16 protein-coding genes are annotated in these 23,375 nt (G+C 68.5%); 10 read left to right on the forward strand and 6 right to left on the reverse strand.

Translation table 11 applies throughout. The features are described 5' to 3' along the window. On the reverse strand, nt 1-849 hold an 849-nt coding region (locus AC07UH_RS17710), incomplete at its 3' end, for a hypothetical protein (RefSeq protein ID WP_495193959.1). A 973-nt stretch (nt 850-1,822) separates the two neighbouring features. Between AC07UH_RS17710 and AC07UH_RS17715 the strand changes: the two genes are divergently transcribed. From AC07UH_RS17715 to AC07UH_RS17730, 4 genes are all read left to right on the forward strand, one after another. Next, nucleotides 1,823-8,752: an autotransporter outer membrane beta-barrel domain-containing protein gene (locus tag AC07UH_RS17715; protein ID WP_495189998.1), complete on the forward strand. Its 6,930-nt coding sequence runs from the start codon at nt 1,823-1,825 to the stop codon at nt 8,750-8,752. Nucleotides 8,753-8,882: 130 nt separating this feature from the next. Next, entirely contained in the window at nt 8,883-9,062 is a 180-nt protein-coding gene (locus tag AC07UH_RS17720; RefSeq protein WP_495181336.1) for a hypothetical protein, read from the forward strand. Between the two features lie 552 nt (nt 9,063-9,614). After that, entirely contained in the window at nt 9,615-10,064 is a 450-nt protein-coding gene (locus tag AC07UH_RS17725) for a hypothetical protein (RefSeq protein ID WP_495189999.1), read from the forward strand. A gap of 5 nt (nt 10,065-10,069) precedes the next feature. Beyond that, nucleotides 10,070-10,801, forward strand: a complete 732-nt coding sequence (locus AC07UH_RS17730) for a TorF family putative porin (RefSeq protein ID WP_495181338.1) — start codon at nt 10,070-10,072, stop codon at nt 10,799-10,801. 24 nt (nt 10,802-10,825) lie between these two features. Here AC07UH_RS17730 and AC07UH_RS17735 read toward each other — a convergent pair whose 3' ends face one another. The 3 genes from AC07UH_RS17735 to AC07UH_RS17745 form a co-directional block, all read right to left on the reverse strand. Continuing rightward, nucleotides 10,826-11,197, reverse strand: coding sequence for a response regulator (locus AC07UH_RS17735; RefSeq protein WP_495181339.1), 372 nt, complete (start codon nt 11,195-11,197; stop codon nt 10,826-10,828). Nucleotides 11,198-11,249: 52 nt separating this feature from the next. Further along, entirely contained in the window at nt 11,250-13,064 is a 1,815-nt protein-coding gene (locus AC07UH_RS17740; RefSeq protein WP_495181340.1) for a putative bifunctional diguanylate cyclase/phosphodiesterase, read from the reverse strand. 184 nt (nt 13,065-13,248) lie between these two features. Beyond that, complete coding sequence (locus AC07UH_RS17745; RefSeq protein ID WP_495181341.1) at nt 13,249-15,324, reverse strand: ATP-binding protein; 2,076 nt, start codon at nt 15,322-15,324, stop codon at nt 13,249-13,251. Nucleotides 15,325-15,668: 344 nt separating this feature from the next. Between AC07UH_RS17745 and AC07UH_RS17750 the strand changes: the two genes are divergently transcribed. From AC07UH_RS17750 to AC07UH_RS17765, 4 genes are all read left to right on the forward strand, one after another. Continuing rightward, the gene (locus tag AC07UH_RS17750; RefSeq protein WP_179944597.1) at nt 15,669-15,980 is read left to right on the forward strand and encodes a hypothetical protein; all 312 of its coding nucleotides are present in this window, start codon (nt 15,669-15,671) and stop codon (nt 15,978-15,980) included. A 117-nt stretch (nt 15,981-16,097) separates the two neighbouring features. After that, the gene (locus tag AC07UH_RS17755) at nt 16,098-16,769 is read left to right on the forward strand and encodes a hypothetical protein (RefSeq protein WP_495181461.1); all 672 of its coding nucleotides are present in this window, start codon (nt 16,098-16,100) and stop codon (nt 16,767-16,769) included. Between the two features lie 229 nt (nt 16,770-16,998). Next, nucleotides 16,999-17,319, forward strand: a complete 321-nt coding sequence (locus tag AC07UH_RS17760) for a Rap1a/Tai family immunity protein (RefSeq protein ID WP_495181342.1) — start codon at nt 16,999-17,001, stop codon at nt 17,317-17,319. A 4-nt stretch (nt 17,320-17,323) separates the two neighbouring features. Then, on the forward strand, nt 17,324-17,668 hold the full coding sequence (locus AC07UH_RS17765) for a hypothetical protein (protein ID WP_495181343.1): 345 nt from the start codon (nt 17,324-17,326) through the stop codon (nt 17,666-17,668). Between the two features lie 6 nt (nt 17,669-17,674). On the opposite strand, the gene AC07UH_RS17770 is transcribed toward AC07UH_RS17765, so the two are convergent. After that, nucleotides 17,675-18,571 carry an AraC family transcriptional regulator gene (locus AC07UH_RS17770; RefSeq protein ID WP_495181344.1) on the reverse strand — a complete coding sequence of 299 codons (897 nt, stop codon included), beginning with the start codon at nt 18,569-18,571 and terminating at the stop codon, nt 17,675-17,677. Between the two features lie 148 nt (nt 18,572-18,719). On the opposite strand from AC07UH_RS17770, the gene AC07UH_RS17775 reads away from it, so the two are divergent. Then, nucleotides 18,720-19,445 carry an SDR family oxidoreductase gene (locus AC07UH_RS17775; protein ID WP_495181345.1) on the forward strand — a complete coding sequence of 242 codons (726 nt, stop codon included), beginning with the start codon at nt 18,720-18,722 and terminating at the stop codon, nt 19,443-19,445. 145 nt (nt 19,446-19,590) lie between these two features. Continuing rightward, the gene (locus AC07UH_RS17780; protein ID WP_495181346.1) at nt 19,591-20,862 is read left to right on the forward strand and encodes a PQQ-dependent sugar dehydrogenase; all 1,272 of its coding nucleotides are present in this window, start codon (nt 19,591-19,593) and stop codon (nt 20,860-20,862) included. 82 nt (nt 20,863-20,944) lie between these two features. On the opposite strand, the gene AC07UH_RS17785 is transcribed toward AC07UH_RS17780, so the two are convergent. Continuing rightward, on the reverse strand, nt 20,945-23,335 hold the full coding sequence (locus tag AC07UH_RS17785) for a TonB-dependent receptor (protein WP_495181347.1): 2,391 nt from the start codon (nt 23,333-23,335) through the stop codon (nt 20,945-20,947). Between the last annotated feature and the right edge of the window lie 40 nt (nt 23,336-23,375).

The following is a 23,375-nucleotide window of genomic DNA, read 5'->3' on the forward strand; positions in this document are numbered from 1 at the left end:
GCTTGCCGCCAACTTCCTCTCAGGCGTGGCGCTCGCAACAGCTCTCGCGTTCTGGCTGTGAATGAGTCTGAGCCCTAGTGCGCGATCGACGTCGTCGGCCGCCGCATCGCCGTCGTCGCCGTCCTGCTCGTGGCGGCGCCGCACGCTCGCCTTGAGATCGCGGGCCAGCGCGCGCGCATCGCGGGCGAAGGCGGCGTCGGGATCCTCGCCGACGGTGACCGCGACGCTGGTCACATCGCTCACCTTGGTGACGGCGCTGGTCAGATCGGCGGCCTCGGTGTCGCGCTGCGCGGTCGCGGCCTGGATTACGGCGGCATGCTGCACGTCGCCGCGGGTGGCGGCGACCGCGGCCGCCGCGACCAGCACCGCCGGATCGGTCGGGCTGACCGCCTTCGGCGGGGCGGTGTCCCTGACCGGATCGATGTCGATCGCGCTGAGATCGATCGGCGTGCCGCCGACGCTGATGAACGCCTGCACCGAGGCGGCCAGTTCGCGCGCGATCTGCGCCACCGCCTGTCCGTGCCGGGTGGGATCGCCGGTGTGCATCATCTCGACCAGATGCAGCTGCGCCTTGAGGTCCTGCAGTTTCTGGCTGGCATGCGCGCGCGCGATCTCCGCGTCGCGCTTCACCGCGCGCAGCGTTTCCAGCGTCTCGCTCGCCCCCGAAACCTTGTGCGCATCCGGGCGATGCACGGGATGGGGCTGTTGCGGATCGATGCGGTTGGGATCGGGGGCGCCGGCATCCACCGTGCCGTCGCTCACCGACACGTCCTGGACCGGCGCGATCGGCGCGATGCCGAACTGCTGCGGATTGGCGGAAACCGCCGGCGAGGCGCTGCCTATCTTCATGGATCCATCATAGGATGGAATCCGGAACCGCGGAAACGCGGCCGGCGCCGGCGCGCCCGACGGCACGCCGGACCGCGGCATGGCCTACCCGGCCACGCCGCGGCGTCAGATCAGAATACGGTCGCGATGATGCCCGCCCAGAGCGCGGCGGCGATCGGCAGCGCGATCAGGATGCCATGCGCCCCAAAGGGGTGACGCTCGGCTTCGGGGTAATTGAAAATACGCATCAGAACCTCTCCCAGCGTTTTCGCCTTAGGAGGTTAACGTACCAATTTGGGAAAGAGGTTCAAGGGGTAGACGGATCTTTTGTTTTTTTGGCATGGGTCACCCGCACCGCATTGCAGCGACAACATCTCGAAATCGTCGTCCCGACCCTCGCCGTGGCAGGCTTGTGCTGCCATCGGTGGATGCCGTGCCGGCAGAGAAATCTCAGCACGCAAACGCCTCACCTTGCTTGGGCTATCCTTATCCAAACACACGGGTTTTACCAGCCATCACGGGTCTATCGCGTCTCAAAACGGGGCGATGCGCGGTACCGCGGCGATGGCCGCCGGGACGGTGAAAGTAGGGCGATGGCGGGGTGTCCGGGCGCTGCACGAACGTCCGTACCGCGGCGCGGTTTTTTTCGAGGCCGGATGCTACGGGAACGTTTTCGTGGTTCGGGTATGGCCGATGACGACTGTGAACCGACTCCCGCCACCATGGCGGCGAGCCCTTCATGGTTAACAGCACCGCCTGAAGCGCGGCATATTCATGACAGGACACGGCAAGTTATGTCGGTTTTGGCAAGTTTCTGTTCGGCAAGCCAAAGGATCAATTTTAGAGTCTGAAGTTGACACAATGTTTCCTCTTCGTCCATTGCTTCTCCGTTAGGTACCGGAACTCGGTATCGGATGACGGGGGTCATATGAAGGTGGGAAATAGCATGCCGCAGGGCCGGCGGGTTCGTGTGCGCGCGCTGCAGACGAGTGCCATGCTCGGGGCATTATTGGTTGCGGGACCGGCATTTGCACAATGTTCGCCTGATCCGACGACCGCCAAGGGCACGACGACGTGCACCGGCACCGACACCGACGGCCTGACCGTCGCCACGACGGACACCACGGTCGTCGTCGCGGCCAATGCGACCGTGCGCCCGGGCAATGCGGCTGCGGCGATCCTGTCGCGATCGACCGGCGCCACGTTCCAGATCAGCGGCCGCGTCGATGGCGGCACCGACAAGCCGGGGCTGTTCGTCACCACCGAGCCGCCGAACACCTATGTCGTCACCGGGCCGTGCGATCCCTATGCCGGCGCCTCGCTCAATTACGTCTGCCCGCCGACCGGCAGCACGCAGACGAGCTATTCCCCGGCCAGCGCCACCATAACGGTGCTTGCCGGTGCGACGGTGACGGGCGCGCAGGGCATCCTGATCCAGCGCGAGGCGAGCAACACCAAGGGCTATATCTCCGCCCGCCTCATCAATGCCGGCACGATCACCGGTACGGCAGGGCTCGCAGTGGTCGCCGACCAGACGAGCTTCAGTTCGCTGTCGGTCGACAACGCCAAGACCGGCACGATCGGCGGGATCATCGGTGCAGTGTCCTATGTCACCAACGCCGGCGTCATCGACGGCGGCAGCAACGGCGCGCTTGCCTCCTCGACGTCGGGCATGGGTGTCGCCAACACCGGACGGATCGTGTCGAGCGGCCAGTCGACGACGATCAACGGCACCGGTTCCATCAACGTGACCAATGCCGCCGGCGCGACGATCGGTGGCGGTGCCACCGCGATCCGCACCACCGGCGCGCTGTCGCTGACCAATGCCGGCACGATCAACGGCGCGGTGATCTCGACCGCCGCGGCGGGCACCGCCAGTACCATCGACACCCGCGTCGGCACGATCAACGGCGATCTCACGCTGGGCGCCGGCGACGATACGTTGCGCGCTCGATATGATGCGAAGACGGGCAAGATCGGTTCGATCACCGGCGCGATCGATGGGGGCGGCGGTACCAATACGATCACCATCGCCGTCGACGGTGACACGACGTTCGGCAAGACGGTGCTGCCGACCAATTTCCAGCGTCTCGGCATCGACTTCGACAAGAATGCGGTGGCGACGCTGGCGGCGGACTTCACCACCGGCACCGCGATCCAGCTCAGCGGCTACGGCACGCTGCTCAATAAGGCAGCACTCGTCACCACCGGACCGGCGGTGACTAGCATCTTCTACGGCGGCGCGAGCGTCACCAATCAGGGTTCGGTCGCCGCGACGCTGACGGATGCGAACACCTATGCCGTGACGACGGGGGCGACGCTGACCAACAGCGGCACGATCACCGCCAACGGCGGTTCGGGCGCGTCGGCCGGCAGCCTCGCCAACAGCGGCACGATCCGCTCCAGTTCGGCGACGGGCGCCATCATATCCGGTTACTCGATCGCCTCGACCAACAGCGGCACGATCGCCGGCGACACCGGTCTGGTGCTGTCCAGCGGACGCCTGGTCAACAGCGGCACGATCTCCGGCGACACGACGGGCGTGAAGATCGGCTATGCGACGCTGATCAACGGCGCGACGGGGACGATCACCGGCGGCACTGCAGCAATCGGCAGCAGCGGTTCGGGGGTGGTGATCGCCAATGCCGGCAAGATCACCGGAACGGTCAATCTTGCCTCGTCCTCCCTCTATGATTCGAGCGACGACGTGTTCGTCGACGATGGCGGCACGGTTTCGGGAGCGATCCGGCTGGGTGGCGGCGACGACCAAATGGTCGTCGATCTGACCAGCGACGCATCGCGCCCGCTGGCGGGCGCTGCGGGCGGCGTCGATGCCGGTGCCGGCTGGGACACGCTTCGCTACCGGGTCAAGGCGGATGCGAGTGCCGCGCTGGCCCTGTCGAACGGGTTCGAGGCGCTCGCCTATGAGGTGAGCAACGGCGCCAAGCTGGCGCTGACCGCCGCCACCCCGCTCACCACGACGATCGGTCTGGTCGGCGACGGCGCGGTGACGCTGAACGGCTCGCTCTCGATCACCGACCGCAACCTGATCGATGCCTCAATCCGGACGACCGATCAGCTGACCGGTGCAGGCACCGGGCCCGACCGCAAGCTGACGATCATCAACGCCGGCACGCTGGCGCTGACCGCCACCAAGCAAAATTATTATTACCCGCCGCTTGCCGCGATCAATGCGGATACGGCCGACGTCACCAACAGCGGCACGATCTCGGTCACCGATAACGGCGGCCATTATTATCCGGCGGTCGCGATCCTGGGCGGCAAGACCGTCACCAACAGCGGCACCATTACCGACACGCCCGGATCGAAGGCGACCGGCGTCAGCGGCTTCGCCACGCTGAACAACAGCGGCACGATCCGCGTCGACGGCGTCGCCGCGCAGATCGGCTATTATCGCTCGGCCACGATCACCAACAGCGGCCTGCTCGAGAGCCGCCAGGCCAGTGCGGTGACCCTGGGCGGCAGCGGCAGCGTCGTGACCAACGAAGCGGCAGGAACGATCAAGGCGGCGACCGCGATCGACCTGTCGGACGGTGGGCTGATCGTCAATCGCGGGACGATCATCGGCAATATCGCGACATCGGGTTATGGCTATGGCAATGCCGCCTATGTCGCCGATGGCGGTACGCTAACCGGCAATCTGACGTTCGGGTCGGCTAATGACGTCTTCGTGCAGACCGGCACGACCACCGGCGTCACCGGGACGATCGACGGGGGCGGGGGCTTCAATGTCTGGGGCTTCTCGCGCAAGGCGAGCGACACGGTCGCGCTCGACACGCGCGGCGGGATCAATTTCCAGTCGACCTATGTCGAGGCGCTCGGCGCCGACACCCGCGTCACGCTGACCGCGGCGAAAAACTTCGCCGACACCGTCTACCTCCAGGGCGACGGCACGATCGTCAACGAAGCCGCGATCGACGGCGCGGTGCGAACCTATCTGCCCGTCTCGATCACCGGATTGGGCCAAAGCGGCAAGCTGACGGCGCTGGTCAACCACGGCACGATCCTGGGTGGTGTGGGAGGCGAAATCCAGTCGTTCAGCAACAGCGGCACGATCGGGAGCGCCGCGCTGGAGGCGGATACCATCTGGCAATGGGGAGACAAGACAGCGCTGGCATTCGATAACAGCGGCACGATCAATGGGGGCACTTATACCGGAGTGAGCCTGCGAGGCACGGCGTTGACCGGCGTTTCGGCAACCAACAGCGGCACGATCAGCGGCGGCTTGGACGTATGGGCGACGTTCGCACAACAAGACACGCCGGCACCGATCACGATCACGAACGGCGGTACGATCACGTCGACCCGTTACGAAGCGCTGTCGATCGGAGTCAGCGACCCTGATTACCTGCAGACGGTGGACGGATCGACCACATCCGCAGCAAACGGGCCGGTCGCCATCACTCTGACCAACGGCGACAACGGCACCATCACTGCCTCTGGTTCGTCCGGGGTCGGCGTTTCGCTGTATCTGCCAAACGCCGCCACCGGTTCGACCTATGCGATCACCAACAGCGGCACGATCCAGGCGACCGGCGCCGGCCAGTCTGAAACCTACACCGACTGGAACGGCAAGACCCACGTCTACGATACGCCCGCAATCGCGCTGGCGATCGACGCCGGCAGCGCCACCGGGACGATCGTCAACAGCGGCATCATCCAGGCGACCGGCACCAACGCCGTCGCGCTGTTTGCCAACGGCAAGCTCGACCTTACCAACAGCGGCACGATCCGCGGTGGCACCGGCACCGTCCTAGCTGCCGACGACGAGTTCGTGCAGGACATCGCTTCGACATCGCTCGCCGGCGCGATCCAGACGGTGGGAAGTGCCGCCAACCGGATCGTCAACACCGGCACGATCATCGGCTCGATCGGCCTCGGCGCCGGCGACGACCGGATCGAGAACCGCGGGCGGATCGACGGCAACGTCTTCCTCGGCGCGGGCGACGACACCTTCCTGCAGCGGATCGATGCGGTGCTCAACGGCACCGTCGATGGCGGCGAGGGTAGCGACAGCCTGATCGTCGAGGCGAACGTCGACGGCACGATCAACGGCGACCAGTTCGTCAATTTCGAGCGCTTCACTCAGACCGGCAGCGGCAAGGTGAGCTATGCGGGCAATTTCAAGCTTGAGACGATCGGCCTCTCCGACTCGACGGTGAACGTCGCGGCGGGCCAGACGCTGGCCAGTACCGGTCCGGTGACGATCACCGGCGGCAATGGCGCGGAGACGGTGACCAACGCCGGCACGATCGCCGGCACGGTCGATCTCGGCGCAGGCGACGACCGCGTCGTCAACACCGGCACGATCAACGGCGCGGTGCTGCTCGGCGCGGGCAACGACAGCTTCGTCGAAGGTCCGGGCAGCCGCGTCGTCGGCGGGGTCGATGGCGGTGAGGGCGACGACCTCTACACCGTCCAGCTCGCCGGCGACCGGACCGGGATCGGCCAACGCAGCAACTTCGAACGGCTGTCGGTCGAGGGCAGCGGCACGCTGGGGCTGAAACTCGACCAGAACTTCCAGTCGGTCGTGCTCACCGGCGCCGGGCTGAACGTCGCGCTCAACGGCTTCACCATCGGCCGCGTCATCGGGTCGGACACGGCCGAAACGCTGACGAGCGACGGCGACATCGCCGCGGTGTCGTTGGGCGGCGGCAACGACGAACTCGCGCTCGGCACGGCGCGCGCCAGCGGCGTCTACGACGGCGGAGCGGGCACCGACCTGCTGCACTTCACCGGCAGCGGCCCGGTCACGCTTGCCGGCACCGCGACCGGGTTCGAGCGCGTCGCGCTCGACGGCAAGGCGCTGACGATCACCGGGACGCTCGGCACGCGCGACGCCGCGCTGGCCTTCGGCGACGGCGGCAATGCGGTGACGCTCGCCAAAGGCGGCACGCTCGCCGGCACGATCGACCTCGGCGCGGGTAACGACAGCTTCCGCCTCGTCGCGGGCAGCACGTTGCGCGGCACCGTCTCGGGCGGCGCCGGCACCGACACTGCGACCGTCGAGATCGCCGACAACCAGACGCTCGACGGCAATACGCTGCGCAACTTCGAGATACTGGCGAGCGAGGGCAAGGGCACGCTGACGCTGACCGGAGCGCAGCGCTACGACCGCGTCGTCGCCAACACCGATCTGGCGGTCGCCGCCAACGGATCGCTCACCACGCAGACCGTCACGCTCGGTGCGGGCGGGCGCCGCCTCGCCATCGCCGGCGGCTTCAACGGCGCGGTGCAGGGCGGCGCGGGCACCGACACCGTCCAGGTCTCGGGCGGCAGCGAGGCGGCGCCGGTCGTCTTCTCGCGCGTCGCCAGCGTCGAGGCGTTCGGCATGACCGGCGGCTTCGCCCGGATCTACGGCGATGCCGCGCTCGGTGCGGTGACGCTGTCAGGCGGGCGGCTGGTCGGGCAGGGCGGATCGACGATCAGCGCCAGCCAGATCGCCGTCGGGTCGAATGCGACCTTCGGGTCGGCGGGCATTGTCACCGGCAATGTCGCGATCGCCGGCACGCTCAGCCCCGGCGCCTCGCCGGGAACGATGACGGTCAACGGCAACGTCGCGCTGGCCGCCGGCTCGGTGTCGCTGTTCGAGCTCACCCCGACCGTCTCGGACAAGCTGATCGTCAACGGCGCCGTCGCGATCGCGCCGGGGGCGACGCTGCGCATCGTCCCGCAGGGCACGCTGCGCCCGGGCACCTCCTACGATCTGATCACCGCAAGCGGCGGCATCACCGGCAGCTATACGACGGTCGACAAGCCGAACAGCGTGTTCGGCTTCCTGATCCAGCGTGCCGACCGGATCCAGCTGCTCGGCCAGTTCCTCGACAATCCGGCAGCCGGCGCGCAGGCGTCGCGCAGCATCGCCTATCTCAACGCCGCATTGCAGGTGCAGCCGTCGACCAGCGCGCTGTTCGACGCGGTGCCGTCGCTGCTCACCGCGAGCGGCGCGTCGAACGCCCCGGCCTTCGCGCGGCTGACGCCGGAGCCTTATGCCGCGGCGACGCAATTGGGCATCGACCAAGCGCTGAGTCTCGGCGACGTCGCGCGCGGCCCCGGCTTCGCCACCACCCGGCGCGAGGAGGTCGGCGCCTTCACCTTCGCGCAGGGCATCGGCCAGTGGCACACGCTGGGCGGCGACCGCGCGGCGGGCACCGCCGAGGCGCGCAGCAGCGGCTATGGCTTCCTCGGCGGGATCGGCGTCGGCGACCGCGACTGGTCGGTCGGCGTGTTCGCCGGCTATCTCGACAGCCGCCAGCGGCTCGCCGCGCTCGACGCGCGGACACGCACCGACGGCTTCGTCGCCGGCCTGCACGCCCGTTATGCGGAGGGGTCGATCCGGCTGTCCGCGTCGCTGCTCTACGAGGGCGGCGATGCGCATACCGCGCGCGCGCTGCCCAATGCGCTCACCGCGACCAGCGACTATCGCCTGCACAATTGGGTCAGCGACCTGTCGGCGGGCTATGCGGTCGCGGTCGGCGGGGAATGGGCGGTGACGCCCAGGATCGGCATCACCGCGATCCGCACGACCCGCGATCGCGTCGTCGAACAGGGCGGCGCGTTCGCGCTGACCGTCGCGCAGAACCGCCACGCGGCGACCTTCGCCGATGCCGGTGCCGGCTTCGCCCGCGCCGACACGTCGGACGCCGCCTTCCGCCCCTATGTCGGTTTCGGCCTGCGCGCGCAGCTGCAGGGCCGCAAGCCCGAGGCGTTCGGCGGCTATGCCGGTGCACCGCTGGTCCTCGAAGCCTTCGGGGCGCAGCGTGCGCCGCTGGTCGGCACCGTCTCGGCGGGGGTCGGCTATCGCCTCAACGACGGCATCGAGCTGTTCTCGACCGTCGAGGCGCAGACCGGCCGCGAGGACCATCGCGAGAGCATCGCGACGGGCGTCCGCCTGCGCTTCTGACCCGGCGAACGCCGGTCCTTTGGGCCGGCGTCCGCACCATTTCATCCCGCGGGACGGCTGCGGTTGCATCATTCGGCAAGTTTGTTCGTAGCTTGCCACTCGCATGCTGCGACCGCGAAGGAGCCCGTGATTGTCCGACCCGTCCGCGCCGATCGACTATGCGCAATTGGCGCAAACCGAACTGGATCTGGCCGCCCGTTCGCCGAGCACGGCGCGCCGGCGCGCGCACCTCGATCAGGCGGCGATCTTCGCGACGCTGGACGAACGGCAACGCGCCGATCGCGACGATGGCGACCGCTCCGCCGGGTGAGCCGACCCAGTGACGGCTGTCAGGAGATGATCTGCCTATCGCGGAAGAGCCTCCCGGCCGGCTTACAAATCTCGTCGCTCGATCAAGCCACCTTAAGGTTCCTTAAGCTCACTTATCTTGTTGCTACAAGATTTTAGCCCCGTAATTGCACCATCTTAAGGAACCTTAGGACTCGTCTCAACGGCAGTTTTCTGCATTTTTCCAGACACTTGACGCCACGGCCCGCCGTGTAGGGTGTGCAAAAAACAGGAACTTCCCGCCGTCTGTTTCCGTGCTTTTCCGACCTCTCGTCCGGATGGCTGGCGTAGACCTGGGAGAGGCGAACGTATGGCGACCAATCGCGCAATCATGCAGGTCGAGGCGTGCGCAGATCCGATGCCGCGGTGCACCGACGACGGCCGACCGCCGCTGCCGATGCTGCGCCCGTCTTACATTTTGTTGCGAGGCGCCGGCGCCGCAACCCGAGGCCCCTTGCCCGGATTGTAGGACCATGGTCCCACAACATCCGCATCACCGGCCGGGACAGGCCGGGATGCCGCAAGGAGAGACATGATGGCCTATATGCTGCTCGCCGGTCTGGCGCTCGGCGCTGCCGGCGCCACGCTCGGCATGACCGTGGATCATCGCACGCAGCTCGATCACCATAGCGGCCGCGTCGCCGTCACCTATCGTGGCGATGTCGCGATCCACCACAAGCAGGTCGGCACCGCGCCGGGCGGCGGTCGCAGCGCGACGCTGCGCTGCGACTGGACTGCGAAGATGACCGTCGCCCGCCACGCGACCGGCACCGGCGGCTCCAGCATGACCCGCCATATCGCCGATACGCCCGCGATCGCCGGCACCCGGCCGGGCTGGTGCATCACCAACCGGTCCGCGATCAGCGAGGAGGTCGCCAGCCGCGCCGGCGACATGCAGCGCCATCTGGTGACGGTCGCCGAAGAGGATCATGCCGCCTTGCGGGCCGAACTCGACCGGTTGCACGGGGCGGAACGCACCGGATGATGCGCATGCGGGCAGTGCTGCTGACCCTCGCCGCGGCGGCCCCCGCCGCGGCGCAGGACGTGCCCTCCGCCGGCGTGACCGCGAGCGCGGAAGTGACGAGCGACGAGGTGCGGCGCGGACTGAGCTGGAGCGGCGGCCGCGCCGCGGTCGCCGGCGAGCTGCGTGGCTCGCGCGGCGCGCTCGACGCGTCGGTGCGCGCGGTGACGCTGCGCGACAGTCCGCGCCATGCCGGCGCCGAGGCCGTCGTCGACCTGACCGCCGGCACCGGCTGGGACCTCGGCGCGATCCGGCTCGACGCCACCGCGACCGGGCATCTGTTCGCCGGTGCGCGCGGCCGGATGGACTATGTCGAGTTCGGCACCACCGCAGGCTATGGCTATGGCCCGATCTACGCGACGCTCGGCGTCGCGGTCGCGCCGTCGCAGGATGCGATCGGCGGCAGCAACGTGCATGTCCGCGCGGACGCCAACGCCGGCATCCCCGGCACGCCGTTCACCCTGCTGGCTGGGCTCGGCCGTTCCTCGGGCAGCGTCACCGATCCCGCCCGCGCGGACCGGCTGCGGCCGGGCGGCAGCTATGTCGACTGGCGGCTCGGCGTCGAGCATCGCCGCGACCGGCTGACCTTCGGCATCGACTATCTCGGTACCGATGTCGCGCAGGCGGACGCCAGCACCCGCTTCGCCGATGCACGCCACGCCGGCGACCGGCTGGTCGGTCGCGCGCAACTGTCCTTCTGATCCCACCGGCCGGAGCGATGTCCGTCAGTGGGTGATTGACCGGACGGGTCGCGTGATGAAGCGCTGGATCGTATCGCGCAGCCGGTCGTGCGACACCGGCTTCTGGATCACCGCGCCTGCGGACGGGCAGCCGTGACAGCCCTCGGGATGGCCGGTGACATAGAGGACGGGGATGGGACCGCCCGCGCCGGTGATCCGCCGCACCGCGGCGACGCCGGTGCCACGGCGCAGCCGGACGTCGGCGACGATCAACGCCGGCACGCGACGCGTCGCCGCCTGTTCGGCCTCGGCCTCCGTCTCCGCCACCTCGACGGTGCGTGCACCCGCGAGGATCGCGGCATCGCACACGAACTGACCGAACAGATAGGAATCCTCGATGATCAAGACGTGCGGCATAAGGACTTCCAGCTAACCGCTTGGAAAATGCCGTTAAAGCAGGATTGTTCCGTTAGTGTAACGGTATTTGCGAGGAAGCGGCCGCCTGACTGCCGACGACCTGCCGGTCGCGATGGTCCGCCAGCCACGTGGCGAAGTCGTCCGCTTCCATCGGCCGCGCGAACCAGAAGCCCTGCGCCTCGTCGCAGCCGAGCCGGGTGAGCACCGTCGCCGCGGCTTCGGTCTCGATCCCCTCGGCGACGACGTGATAGCCGAGCTTCTTGGCGAGGCCGATCATCGTCTCGACCAGCACGAAATCGGGTCCTTGCGCGCCGGTCAGGTTGCGGATGAAGGCCTGGTCGATCTTGAGCACGCGCGCCGGCAGCCGCTGCAGATAGGCGAGGCTGCTGTGCCCGGTGCCAAAATCGTCGATCGCCAGGCAGATGCCCGCCGCGGCCAGTTCGCGCAGCATGGCGAGCGCCTGATCGGGTTGCGCCATGATCGCGCTTTCGGTGAGCTCGATCTCGAGCCGGTCGGGACGCAGGCCACGCTGCGCGAGGCCGCGCTGGACGCGCGCGACGAAGTCGGCCTCGGTCAGATTGGCGGCGGAGATGTTGACCGACAGCGTCTGCGCGATCGCCGCATGGTCCCAATGCGCCAATTGGTCCATCGCCGCATCGAGCACCCATTGCGTCGTCGGCCGCGCCAGCGAGGTCTGTTCGATGATCGGGATGAATTCGGCCGGCGAGATCTCGCCGAGCTGCGGATGCCGCCAGCGCAGCAGCGCCTCGGCGCCGAGGCAGCGGCCGCTCGCCATGTCGAGCCGCGGCTGATAGACCAGCCGCAACTGATCGCCCGCCTCCAGCGCCGCGCCGAAATCGCGCAACAGACGATATTGGCGCTGGTGGGCGGTGTCGTTGGCGGCGGAGTAGAGCGCGATCGATCCGTCGGCGCGGCGCGCATCCTGCGCGGCGCTCGCCGCGCCGCGCAGCACGTCGTCGGGCAGCACGTCGCCGAGGACGAAGGGCCGCACGCCGATCGCGACGCTGGTGACGAAGCGTGCCGAGGACGATCGGCGGATCAGCGCGAACCCCGATTGCAGCACGTCGAGATAGGCCGCCTGTTCGGTGTCGGGCGGCGACAGGAAGGCGAATTGCGCCGCTCCGACGTGATAGACGGTCCGGCTCGGCCCGAGCATCCGGGCGAGCGAGCGCGCCGCTTCGCGGATCAGCTCGTCGACGCGCGTGCCGCCCATCACGCGCGTGATCCGGCTGATCTGGTCGTCGCGCGCGAGATCGACCACCACCGCAAAGCGCGGCTCGCCGCCACGGTCGCGCGCGAGATCGGTCAGATCGTCGCGGAACTGGTTGCGCGTCGGCAGGCCGCTGATCGGATCGATCCGTCCGAAGGCATGCTGCAACTCGATCTGCGCCATCACCATCGCGGCGAGATCGACCAGCCCGGCCAGCTCGGCCGGCGAGACCTGCCGCGGCACGGTGCCAAGGACGCACAGCGCGCCCAGGCCATAGCCGTCGCTGGTGATCAGCGGCGCGCCGGCGTAGAATCGCGTACCCGCGCGCGCCAGCACGCTGTCGGCATAATGAGGGTCGGCCAGCAGATCCTCGACGACCAGCGGCACGGTCGATTCCGCGACCGCCGCGCACGGCGCCTTGTCGCGCGGAATGCTGCAATGATCGATACCGACGCGCGACTTGAACCATTGCCGGTCGCGATCGGTCAGCGACACGGCGGCCACCGGCAGGCCGAAGATCTGGCTCGCCATGCGGGTGATGCGATCGAAGCTTTCGCTCGGCGGTGTGTCCAGCAACTTGAGCTGGGCGAGGGCATCCAGCCGGGCGTTTTCGACGTCGTTCGCGCGCGGTTTCATTGGGATTTGTATTAGAAACAATGTCTTAAATATGTGTGGCGGGCGACCGCCGGCGGTCGCGACCCCGCCATGAAACGCCTCGCCGCGCCTGGACGGCGTCGGGCGAGGCATTTACCCGGCCTTGGGGGGCACCGAGCGTCAGGATCACTGACGCTTATTCCCTAACGAAAGGTAAAGGCTCCGCTCAGGAATGGGCGAGCTGGCGGTCGATCGGCGCCGGCCCGGCCAGCACTCCGGTCAGCGCGGCGAGCAGATCGGCCTGGCGGAACGGCTTTTCGAGCCGCGGCAGATCGGCCGCGAGACCGACCGCATCCGAATAGCCCGAGACGACGAGGACGGGCAGGCCCGGCCGCCGCGCGACGATCTCGCGCGCCAGCTCGACCCCGGTCATGCCGGGCATCAGATGATCGGTGACGAGCAGGTCGATTACGCCGGCCTCGTCCAGCCGGGCGAGCGCCTCGCTCCCCGAACGCGCCTCGATCACCGCGAAGCCGAGATCGACGAGCATGTCGGCGGTCGATGCCCGCACCAGATCCTCATCGTCGACGAGCAGCACGGTGCCGGCGACCGCGGCCGCGGCGACGCCCGGCGCCGGGCGCACCGCCGCGGCTGCCGCGCCGGCGGGCAGCCAGAGCGCCACCGACGTGCCTTCGCCGACGCTGCTGTCGATCGTCAGGCGGCCGCCGAGCTGCAACGCCAGACCGTGCGCCATCGACAGGCCGAGCCCGGTGCCGCGGCCGACGCCCTTGGTCGAGAAGAACGGCTCGACCGCGCGCCGGCGCGTGTCGGCGTCCATCCCGGTGCCGGTGTCGGTGACGCGGATGACGACATAGGCCCCCGGCGCCAGCCCCGCCGCGGCCGGATTCTCCCCGTGCTGCGCCGACACGGTCAGCCGGCCGCCTCCCGGCATCGCATCGCGCGCGTTGACCGCCAGATTGAGCAGCGCCATCTCGATCTGCTGCGGATCGGCGATCGCATGCGGCAGCGCCGGAGCGATATCGAGCTGCAACCGGATCTGCGGCCCCAGCGTCGTGCCGATCAGGTCCGCCATGCCATGGATCAGCGCCGACGGCGCGACCGGCTCGGGGCGCAAAGGTTGCCGGCGCGCGAAGGCGAGCAGCCGCTGCACCAGCGTGCGGGCCCGGTCCGCCGACTGCAACGCGCCCGCGATCAGCCGCTGTTCGCGCTCCCCACCGATCTGGCGGCGGTGGAGCATGTCGAGGCTGCCGATGATCGGGGTCAGCAGATTGTTGAAATCGTGCGCGACGCCGCCCGTCAGCGATCCCATCGCTTCCAGCTTCTGCGATTGCTTGAGCGCCTCCTGCGTCTCGACCAGTTCGCGGGTCCGCTCCTCCACCCGCTGTTCGAGCGAGCTCGCCGCGCGGCGCAGCGCCTCTTCCATCACCTTGCGCTCGGTGATGTCGATGGTGACGCCGGCCATGCCCTCGACCCCGCCGCCCAGCAGCAGCGCCGGGCGGCCGCGCGCCTCGATCCAGCGCTGGTCGCCGACGGGCGTGGTGATGCGATATTCGACGTGATAGTCGCGCCCCTGCGCCAGGCTGGCCTCGATCGCCGCGCGCACCCGGTCGCGATCCTCCGGCGCGACCGCGGCCTCGAAATCCTCGTAGGTGAAGGGCGCGGCGGGATCGCGGCCGAACGTCACCCGGCACGTCTCCGACGTCTCGAGCCGGTGGCCGAGCGCATCGAGCGCCCAGGTGCCCATCCGCCCGGCGTCGAGCGTCAGCGTGCGCAGCCGTTCGCTTTCCTCCATCGCGTGGATCAGCCGCGCATTCTCGATCGCGGTGCCGGCGAGCTGCGCGAGCATCTGCAACCGGTCGATCACCTCGGGGCCATGGTCGCCGGGATCGGACCAATAGGCGCCGAGCGCGGCGACCGGCTCGGGCGTGCCGATCGGCGCCATGATCAGGCTGCGCACGAAGGTGGCGCGATAGGCGTCCTGCGGCACGCGCGGATCGGTGCGCACGTCGGCGATCACCGTCGTCTGGCGATGGCGCATCACCCAGCCCGAGATGCAGCTGTCGGCGGCATAGCGATTGCCGCGCCACAGCGGCCCGATCGCATCCTCGGCGACGTAATAGCATTGGTCGCCGTCCTTGAGCGCGACCGCGATCCCCTCGGCGTCGAGCGCGTCGCGCGCGGTCAGCCGCAGCGCCTCGACCACCGCGGCGATCGACCGGGCGGCGCCGAGCCGTTCGCTCGCTTCGCGGAGCAGCGCACTGACCTCTCGCCCCTGGGGCACTATCGGTTCCTTCGTGGGAGCGGGTCCCGCCTGACCCTTATCATCTCCCCCCGGCGAACGCGACGAGACAAACAGCGTGGAACCACGTGGATGGCCTGATCGCGATCGGCCGGGCGGCCGATTGCAACGATCCTGGCGAAGGATCGTTAAAGCCCCGTAACAGCAGGATGTCGCGACAGGATGAAACGCGTCGTCGGGTCCGCCGCAGCCGATGAATCGGCCAGATCGGCGCTCCGAGGTCGCCCGACTCCCGCCGCATAACGCGCACGTCTTGCCTGATATCGATTGTCAATTGGCGCCGAGCCTGAGCTGTCTCCTGCGATCCATGTTGGAAAGGTGAGTATATGCGTCTGAATTTCCCTAAATCTTCCGCGGTTGTCGTGATCCTGGTCGGTGCCACCGCGCTCGGCGGCTGCGCGACCAAGGGGTTCGTCCGGGAGCAGATCGCCACCGTCAACACCCGCATCGACGGCATGGACGGCCGTCTGCGCACGGTCGAGGGCACCTCGGGCCAGGCACTCGCCCAGGCACAGGCCGCCGCGGGCCAGGCGCAGCAGAACGGCCAGCGCATCGATCAGCTCAACGGCCGCGTCGATGGCCTCGACCAGCAGGTCCAGCAGCAGGCGCAGCAGCGCGCCCGCCGTCCCCGCGGTTAAGCACCAGGGCACCGGACGGCTCTGCTGAACAAGATCGTGTCGACAGGGCTGTCCCGTCGCGGCCGCACGGCGCTCGCCGTGCTGGTCGCGCTGGCGCTGAGCGTCCCGGCTGCGGCGATCGCGCCGCAGCCGGGCGCGCGCAAGACCGCGCCGCGCGCCAAGGCGCCCAAGGCCAAAACCAAGGCCAAGACCGCGAAACCGGTCGCTCCCGTCGTCGTGCCGGCGCTGCCGCGTTCGGATGCGGCGAACCGGGTGATCGCCTGGGTCGCCGCGGCGCACGACAATGCCGGCCTGCCCTATGCGGTGATCGACAAGCCGACCGCATCGCTCTTCCTGTTCAGCGCCAAGGGCGAATTCCTCGGCGAGACGCCGGTGCTGCTCGGGGTCGGCGTCGGTGACGAGTCCTCGCCGGGGATCGGCGCCAAGCGGCTCGAGGAGATCGGCCCCGCCGAGCGGACGACGCCGGCGGGACGGTTCGTCGCCAAATTCGGCCGCGCCTTCGGCAACCAGCGCGTGCTCTGGGTCGATTACGCCAATTCGGTCGCGCTGCATGCGGTGATCACCACCCACAAGAGCGAACATCGCGTCGACCGCCTGCTGTCGCCGACCCCCGACGACAACCGGATCAGCTTCGGCTGCATCAACGTCGGCACGAGCTTCTACACCAAGTCGCTGCGCCCGCTGTTCCAGAAGAAGGGCGGCATCGTCTACATCCTGCCCGACACGCTGCCGCTCGACGACGTCTTCCCCCGGCTGCGCCTGCTGCCCTATCTCGGCGCGACCGCCTGAAGAAAGGTTCGTTCACGCGGAGACGCAGAGGACGCAGAGGTGTATCGGATGGGTTAGCGCGGTCCTGACATCGCATGACCCGACGGGAAACGCCGCGGGTGCGGCAAGTGCAACACTTCTGCGCCTCCGCGCCTCCGCGCCACCCATCCTTCTGCTTTTGCTGGCTGTCGGTCTGACCTAGGCTGCCGCTGCGCCCCGGCACCGGAGGCGGTCATGCGAAGGAACGATCATGCTGATGCTCACGCTTTCCCTGCTGGCTGCGGCGGACCGACCGGTGGTGGTGAGCGCGCTGACCACCGGCCAGCTTGTCGAGCAATGCCGCGGCAAGGACAACGACCCGACCTCCAATTTCTGCACCGGCTATATTCTCGGCGTCTTCGACACGCTGTCGCTGGCCCGCCAGATCTGCCCGTCGCCGGCGCGCGCATCCAATATCGAGGTGCTGGCCTCGGCCCGCAAATATCTGCGCAAGCACAAGAAGGCCGCTGCCGCCCCGGCCTTCGTCATCCGCGACGCGCTGCGCGACGCCTTTCCGTGCAAACGCAAGTAACGGCATGAAGGACTGGGCGGCGGTCGTCGCGGCGGGGCTGGCGCTGCCCGGGGTCGAGCAGGGCAGCCGCTATGGCCGCCCGGCGCTGCTGTTCCGCGGCCGGATGCTCGCCGCCACCACCGCCCCCGACCCGGCGAGCTTCGTCCTCCACGTCGCCCTTCCCGACAAGGAGGTGCTGATCGACACCGACCCCGCGACCTTCTGGGAGACGGATCATTATCGCGGCTGGCCGGCGATCCTCGTCCGTTATGGCACGACCGCGACCGGGCGCATCGCCACGCTGCTCGCCCGCGCTTGGTGGGACCGCGCCACCATCGCCCAGCGCCGCGGCTATGGCGAACGGCCGTGACGCGCGTCACACCGGCATCAACAGGTTGCCGCTGGTCTGCAACCGCTCGATATCCCGGCGTGGCGGGGCACCGAACAGGCGGGCATATTCCCGGTTGAACTGCGACGCGCTGTCATAGCCGACGGCGAAGCTCGCGCTTCCCGCAGTCGCCCCTTTCGACAGCATTAGCCGGCGCGCCTCCTGCAAGCGAAGCTGCTTTTGATATTCGAGCGGCGTCATCTTGGTCACCGCCTTGAAATGCTCGTGCAGCGACGACGGACTCATCCCCGCGGCCGCGGCGATGTCGCCGATGCGCAATTGCCGGTCGAAGCCGTTGCGGATGAGCGCGATGGCTCGGCTCACCTGGTTGAGATGACTGTCGGCGACCGCCATGTAGCGGAGCGCGGCGCCGTGCGGGCCGCTGAGCAGGCGGTAGAGGATCTCGCGCTCGATCAGCGGTGCCAGCGTCGGAATATCCTCGGGCCGTTCCAGCAACCGCACCAGCCGGATCGCCGCATCGATCAGATCGTCGTCGCTGCGATAGACCGCCAGCGCCGGCAAATCGGCCTTCGGCGCGCGGCCACCCGCGGCGAGGATGAGGTCCGCCAGCGCTACCTGGTCGATATCGATCTTGCAGCACAGATAGGGCGCCTCGGCGCTGGCCTCGGTCACGTGCCCGACCAAGGGCAGATCGACCGACACCAGCAGATAGTGCGTCGCATCGTAGATCAGGCTGCGATCCGCCAGCGACACGCGCTTGGCGCCTTGGGCGATCAGGCAAAGCGACGCGTCATAGACCGCGGGCAGCGGCACCGTCGGCTCGTCGGCACGAAACAGCGACAGCCGCTTCACCGCCGTGCTCGCCATGCCGGTACGGGTGATGTGCCGTGCAACGAGGGCGGCGAGGTCGGCGATCCGGGTCATCGCCCTTGTGTGTCCGCATCCCGCCACGCCCGCAAGCGCATCGCTGCGGTTTCGGAGGATCGTGCAATACGTCCGGGGGATCGCTCTCACGCTCCGGCCGGCGCCGGTGCCACCTGTGTCGCGTCACAGCGACAGCAAGGAAAGCATCATGACCGACGTCATCGACAAGACCATCCTCATCAGCGGTGCCTCCAGCGGCATCGGCGAGGCGACGGTACGCGAACTGGCCACGACGGGCGCCCGTCTGTTCATCGGCGCGCGCCGGACCGACCGCCTGGAAGCGCTCGCGGCCGAGCTCGGCGCCAATGTCGGCTGGCAGGCGCTCGACGTCACCGACGCGGTGAGCTTCGCCGCCTTCGCCGACGCCGCACAGGCGCGGTTCGGGCGTATCGACGTGCTCGTCAACAATGCAGGCGTGATGCCGCTCTCGCCGCTCGCCGCGCTGAAGCAGGACGAATGGACGCGGATGATCGACGTCAACATCCATGGCGTGCTCAACGGCATCGCCGCGGTGCTGCCGCGCTTCGTCGCGCAGGGATCGGGGCATGTCGTCAACGTCGCATCGATCGCGGCGCATATGGTGATGCCCAGCGCGGCGGTCTATTGCGCGACCAAACATGCGGTGTGGGCCATCACCGAAGGCCTCCGGCAGGAGCATGACGACATCCGCACGACGATCATCTCGCCCGGCGTCGTGGCGACGGAGCTCGGCAACGACATCACCGATCCGGACATCGCGACGGCACTGACGACGTGGCGGCAGAAGTCGCTCACCCCCGACGCGATCGCGCGCGCGATCCGCTATGCGCTCGCGCAGCCCGACGGCGTCGATATCAACGAGGTCATCGTCCGACCGACGGCCGCCGGAATGTAGCCCCCGGACGCCTCCCGACGGCCCGCCCCGGGGGGGCGGGGGCCGTCGGGGGCATGCGCGATCAGGTTACATTTTGTGTCGCGGGCGTTGCGAGGGATATGTGACCGATGCGGGCGGTTCCAAGGTCGACGAAGCCGGAGCCACCATGACCAAGACCCTCTTTGCGCACCTTGTCCTCGCCTCGACGATGCTCGCCGGGGCGGCGCATGCGCAGTCCGCACCCAAGGTCGTCGGGCTCGCGCCGCAGCCCGACCCCTATGCGACGGCATCGGTGATCAACCATCCGCGCACGATCGGCTGGCCCGAGGGGCGCACGCCGGTCGCGCCACGCGGCTATGAGGTGGTGAAGTTCGCCGGCGGTCTCGACTATCCGCGCCAGGCGTTGCTGCTGCCCAATGGCGACGTGCTGGTCGCCGAGGCGCGCACCAAGCCCAAGCTGGATGCCGAGCCGGAGGTGCAGCGCGGCCAGGCGCTGTCGAAGACCGCGGGATACAGCGCCAACCGCCTCACGCTGCTGCGCGACGCGGACCGCGACGGCGTCGCCGAGCAACGCTTTGTCCTGCGCGAGGGGCTCAACCAGCCGTTCGGGATGCAATATGCCGACGGCCGGCTCTACGTCGCCAACACCGACGGGGTGGTGAGCTTTCCCTATACGCCTGGGCAGACGCGGATCACCGCCGCGCCCAAGCCGCTGATCGCGCTGCCCGCGGGCGGCTACAATAACCATTGGACGCGCAACCTGCTGCTCAGCCCGGATGGGCGGACGCTCTTCGTGTCGGTCGGCTCGGCCTCGAACGTCGGCGAGCACGGCATGGCGGAGGAGAAGCGCCGCGCCGGCATCCTCGCGGTGGATGTCGCGAGCGGACGCGAGCGGATCTATGCCTCCGGCCTGCGCAATCCCGTCGGCATGGCGTGGGCGCCGGCCAGCGGCGTGCTGTGGACCGCGGTCAACGAGCGCGACGAGATCGGCGACGACATCTCGCCCGATTATCTCGTCGGTGTGCGCGACGGCGGCTTCTACGGCTGGCCGTACAGCTATTACGGCAGGCAGGACCCCCGCCATGCCAACGAACGCCGCGATCTGCTCGCGACGACGCTGATGCCCGACGTCGCGGTCGGGGCACATGCCGCGGCACTCGGCCTCGCCTTCGCCAAGGGGGATGGGCAGACCGCCTATGTCGCGCGCCACGGATCGTGGAACCGCGCCAGCTTCAGCGGCTATGACGTGCTGGCGGTGCCGTTCTCGGCAGGTCGACCGACCGCGGCGCCGCAGCCGTTCCTCACCGGCTTCGTCGCCGATGCCAGAAAGGGCGAAGTCTACGGCCGCCCGGTGAGCGTCCAGACGCGCGAGGACGGCGCGGTGTTCGTCGTCGACGATGCGGGCGACACCGTCTGGCTGGTGCGCCGCACGTCGTGACCGTAACCACGCCTCTTCGGCCTTCGCATTGACCCCGTAGATCTCCTGGGTGGCTCGCAGCGCCTCGGCATCGGCCGCCGCGCTACATCCGGAAGCGTATCGTGCCGCCGATGGTGCGCGGATCGCTCGGCGAGCCGAGGATCAGGCCGGAATTGCCCGCCTGGATCGTCAAATTCTGGATATAGTCCGCATCCAGCAGGTTGCGCGCCCAGACGATCACCTCGAGGCCATCGGCGAAGCGATAGCCGATGTTGGCGTTGGTCAGATTGTAGCCGCGGATGTAGGTGAAGCGCGACAGGCTGGGGTCGCCGTTATAGCCGCTGCGCGAGGCGGTATCGACGTGGACGAATACCTCGCCCGTACCGATAGGCCGGGTGTAATCCAGCCCCGCGGTCAAGGCGAAGCGCGGCAGCGAGGCGAGGCGGCGGCCCGTCAGGCTGCACTGCGTCGTCGCGGCGGTCTGCACCTCCAGCGGGCAGGGGCCGGCGGGATAATCGCTGTACGTGCCATCCGAATAGGCGAAATTGGTGCGGGCGCTGAGGCCGGGCAACAGGACGGCGGTGACGTCCGCCTCGATCCCCTTCACCGTCACCTCGGGAATGTTGGAGAGATAGCCGCGCAGCTGCACCGTCTGGGTCAGCGAATTCTCGACCACCGTCGCCTGGAAGTCGTGCACCTTGGTGTAGAATCCGTCGACGTTGACGATCAGGCGCCGGTCGAACAGCGTGTTCTTGATCCCGACCTCATAGGTTTCGTTGCGCTCCGGGCGCACCACCGCGGTGGCCAGCACCGGGCGATTGTTGTTGTCGAGCGGCAGGCCGGACATGTTGATCCCGCCCGATTTGAAACCGCGCGCATAGCTCGCATAAGCCATGGTGTTTTCGGTCGGCTGCCACGCGATGTTGCCGCGACCGGACAGGCTGCCGTCGCTGTCGTGCGCGTCATAGCTTTGCGGCCGCAGCACGCCGAGGCGCGCGTTGATCAATGCGGTGCTGGTCGTCGCCGGCCCGCCGGAAACGGTGGTGTTGTAATAGCCGTCCTTGTCCTCCTGCGTGTAGCGCAGGCCGAGCGTCGCCGTGACGGTCGGCACGATCCGCCAATTGACCTCGCCGAACGCGGCATAGCTGCGGCTGCGGAAATCGGTGCGGCCATCCTGGCCGTAGCCGTCCAGCAGATTGGCCGGCACCGCCGTGTTGTTGGTGCCCGTCGTCGTGCCGATCAGATAGCGCGCCGCAGCGGGACCGTAGATGCTGATCGGCCGCCCGACGATCCTCTGCCGGAAGCCATACAGGCCGACGACATAGGAGATCGGCCCGGTACCGTTCGAGGCGAGGCGCAGCTCCTGGCTATACTGGTCCTGCCGCGAGGGGATGTGCTGCGACGACTGGATCGGCAGGCCGGTATAATCGCGGTCATTCTCCGCATCCCAGTTCCAGAAGCGCCACGCGCTGACCGAGGTGAGCGTCGCGAAACCGAGGTTCCAGTCGGTGATCGCGCTGACCCCGCCTTCGTTGGTATCGACGCCGAGCGGCCCGTCGATGTCGGTGACGCGATCATAGGCGTTGGTGCTCGCCGGCGTGTAGCCGAATTGCGCGGCGAGGCCGGCGGGGCCGCCGAACTGCCGGCCGGCAGCACGCAGGCTGGTGCCGGTGCGCAGATAGACCTGTCCGCAGCAATAGGCCTGGAAATTGGTGAAGTCGGCGATGACCCGCATCTGGATCGCGTCGTCGGGCTTGAACAGCAGCTGTCCACGCACCGCCTGCGTGCCGAGCGTGTTGGTGTCGCGGCCGGTGCGGATGTTGTCGATCACGCCGTCGCGTCGCGTCGACACCGCAGACAGGCGATAGGCGATGCTGTCGGTGATCGGGCCGGAGACCCAGCCCTTGGCCTGCGCGAAATTGTAGGAGCCGTAGGACAGTTCGGCGAAGCCCTCCTGCGTGAAGGTCGGCGATCGCGTGGTGATGTTGAGCGCGCCAGCCGTCGTGTTCTTGCCGAACAGCGTCCCCTGCGGTCCGCGCAGTTCCTCGACCTGTTCCAGGTCGGCGAAGTCGAACGCGGCGGTGGCGGGGCGGGCGTGATAGACCTGATCGACGTAGAAGCCGACGCCCGGCTCCAGCCCGTCATTCGCCTGGCTGACCGCGACCACGCTCGATCCCAGGCCGCGGATGGTGAAGGCGGTGTTGCGCGGATTGGCCGAGCTGTAGTTGAGGCTGGGGATCAGCGTCGTCAGCCCCTGCGTGTTGACCGTATAGCTCTGGTCGATCAGCGCGCCGCCCACCACCGACAGCGCGGCCGGGACCTTCTGCGCATTCTCCGCCCGGCGCCGTGCGGTGACGATGACGTCCGCGACGCCGTCCGTGCTGTCGGCGGCTTCGGCCTGCGTCGGGTCGGCGGTGGTCGATTGCGCGACGGCGGGTGCCGCGACGACAGGCATGGCGACCGCACCCAGCAAGACCGCGAGACGCTTGGACATCGATGAACACCCCTTTGGCGCGGGGCGTCCGCGCTCGTTA

The sequence above is a fragment of the Sphingomonas sp. GW821-FHT04B01 genome (assembly GCF_059420425.1).

Coding starts and splice junctions, on each gene's coding strand:
- AC07UH_RS17735 (WP_495181339.1), bottom strand. CDS start 11,197: ATGCCGCACGTCTTGATCATCGAGGATTCCTATCTGTTCGGTCAGTTC.
- AC07UH_RS17765 (WP_495181343.1), top strand. CDS start 17,324: ATGAAGGACTGGGCGGCGGTCGTCGCGGCGGGGCTGGCGCTGCCCGGG.
- AC07UH_RS17780 (WP_495181346.1), top strand. CDS start 19,591: ATGACCAAGACCCTCTTTGCGCACCTTGTCCTCGCCTCGACGATGCTC.
- AC07UH_RS17750 (WP_179944597.1), top strand. CDS start 15,669: ATGCGTCTGAATTTCCCTAAATCTTCCGCGGTTGTCGTGATCCTGGTC.
- AC07UH_RS17770 (WP_495181344.1), bottom strand. CDS start 18,571: ATGACCCGGATCGCCGACCTCGCCGCCCTCGTTGCACGGCACATCACC.
- AC07UH_RS17785 (WP_495181347.1), bottom strand. CDS start 23,335: ATGTCCAAGCGTCTCGCGGTCTTGCTGGGTGCGGTCGCCATGCCTGTC.
- AC07UH_RS17715 (WP_495189998.1), top strand. CDS start 1,823: ATGCTCGGGGCATTATTGGTTGCGGGACCGGCATTTGCACAATGTTCG.
- AC07UH_RS17730 (WP_495181338.1), top strand. CDS start 10,070: ATGCGGGCAGTGCTGCTGACCCTCGCCGCGGCGGCCCCCGCCGCGGCG.
- AC07UH_RS17775 (WP_495181345.1), top strand. CDS start 18,720: ATGACCGACGTCATCGACAAGACCATCCTCATCAGCGGTGCCTCCAGC.
- AC07UH_RS17725 (WP_495189999.1), top strand. CDS start 9,615: ATGGCCTATATGCTGCTCGCCGGTCTGGCGCTCGGCGCTGCCGGCGCC.
- AC07UH_RS17760 (WP_495181342.1), top strand. CDS start 16,999: ATGCTGATGCTCACGCTTTCCCTGCTGGCTGCGGCGGACCGACCGGTG.
- AC07UH_RS17740 (WP_495181340.1), bottom strand. CDS start 13,064: ATGAAACCGCGCGCGAACGACGTCGAAAACGCCCGGCTGGATGCCCTC.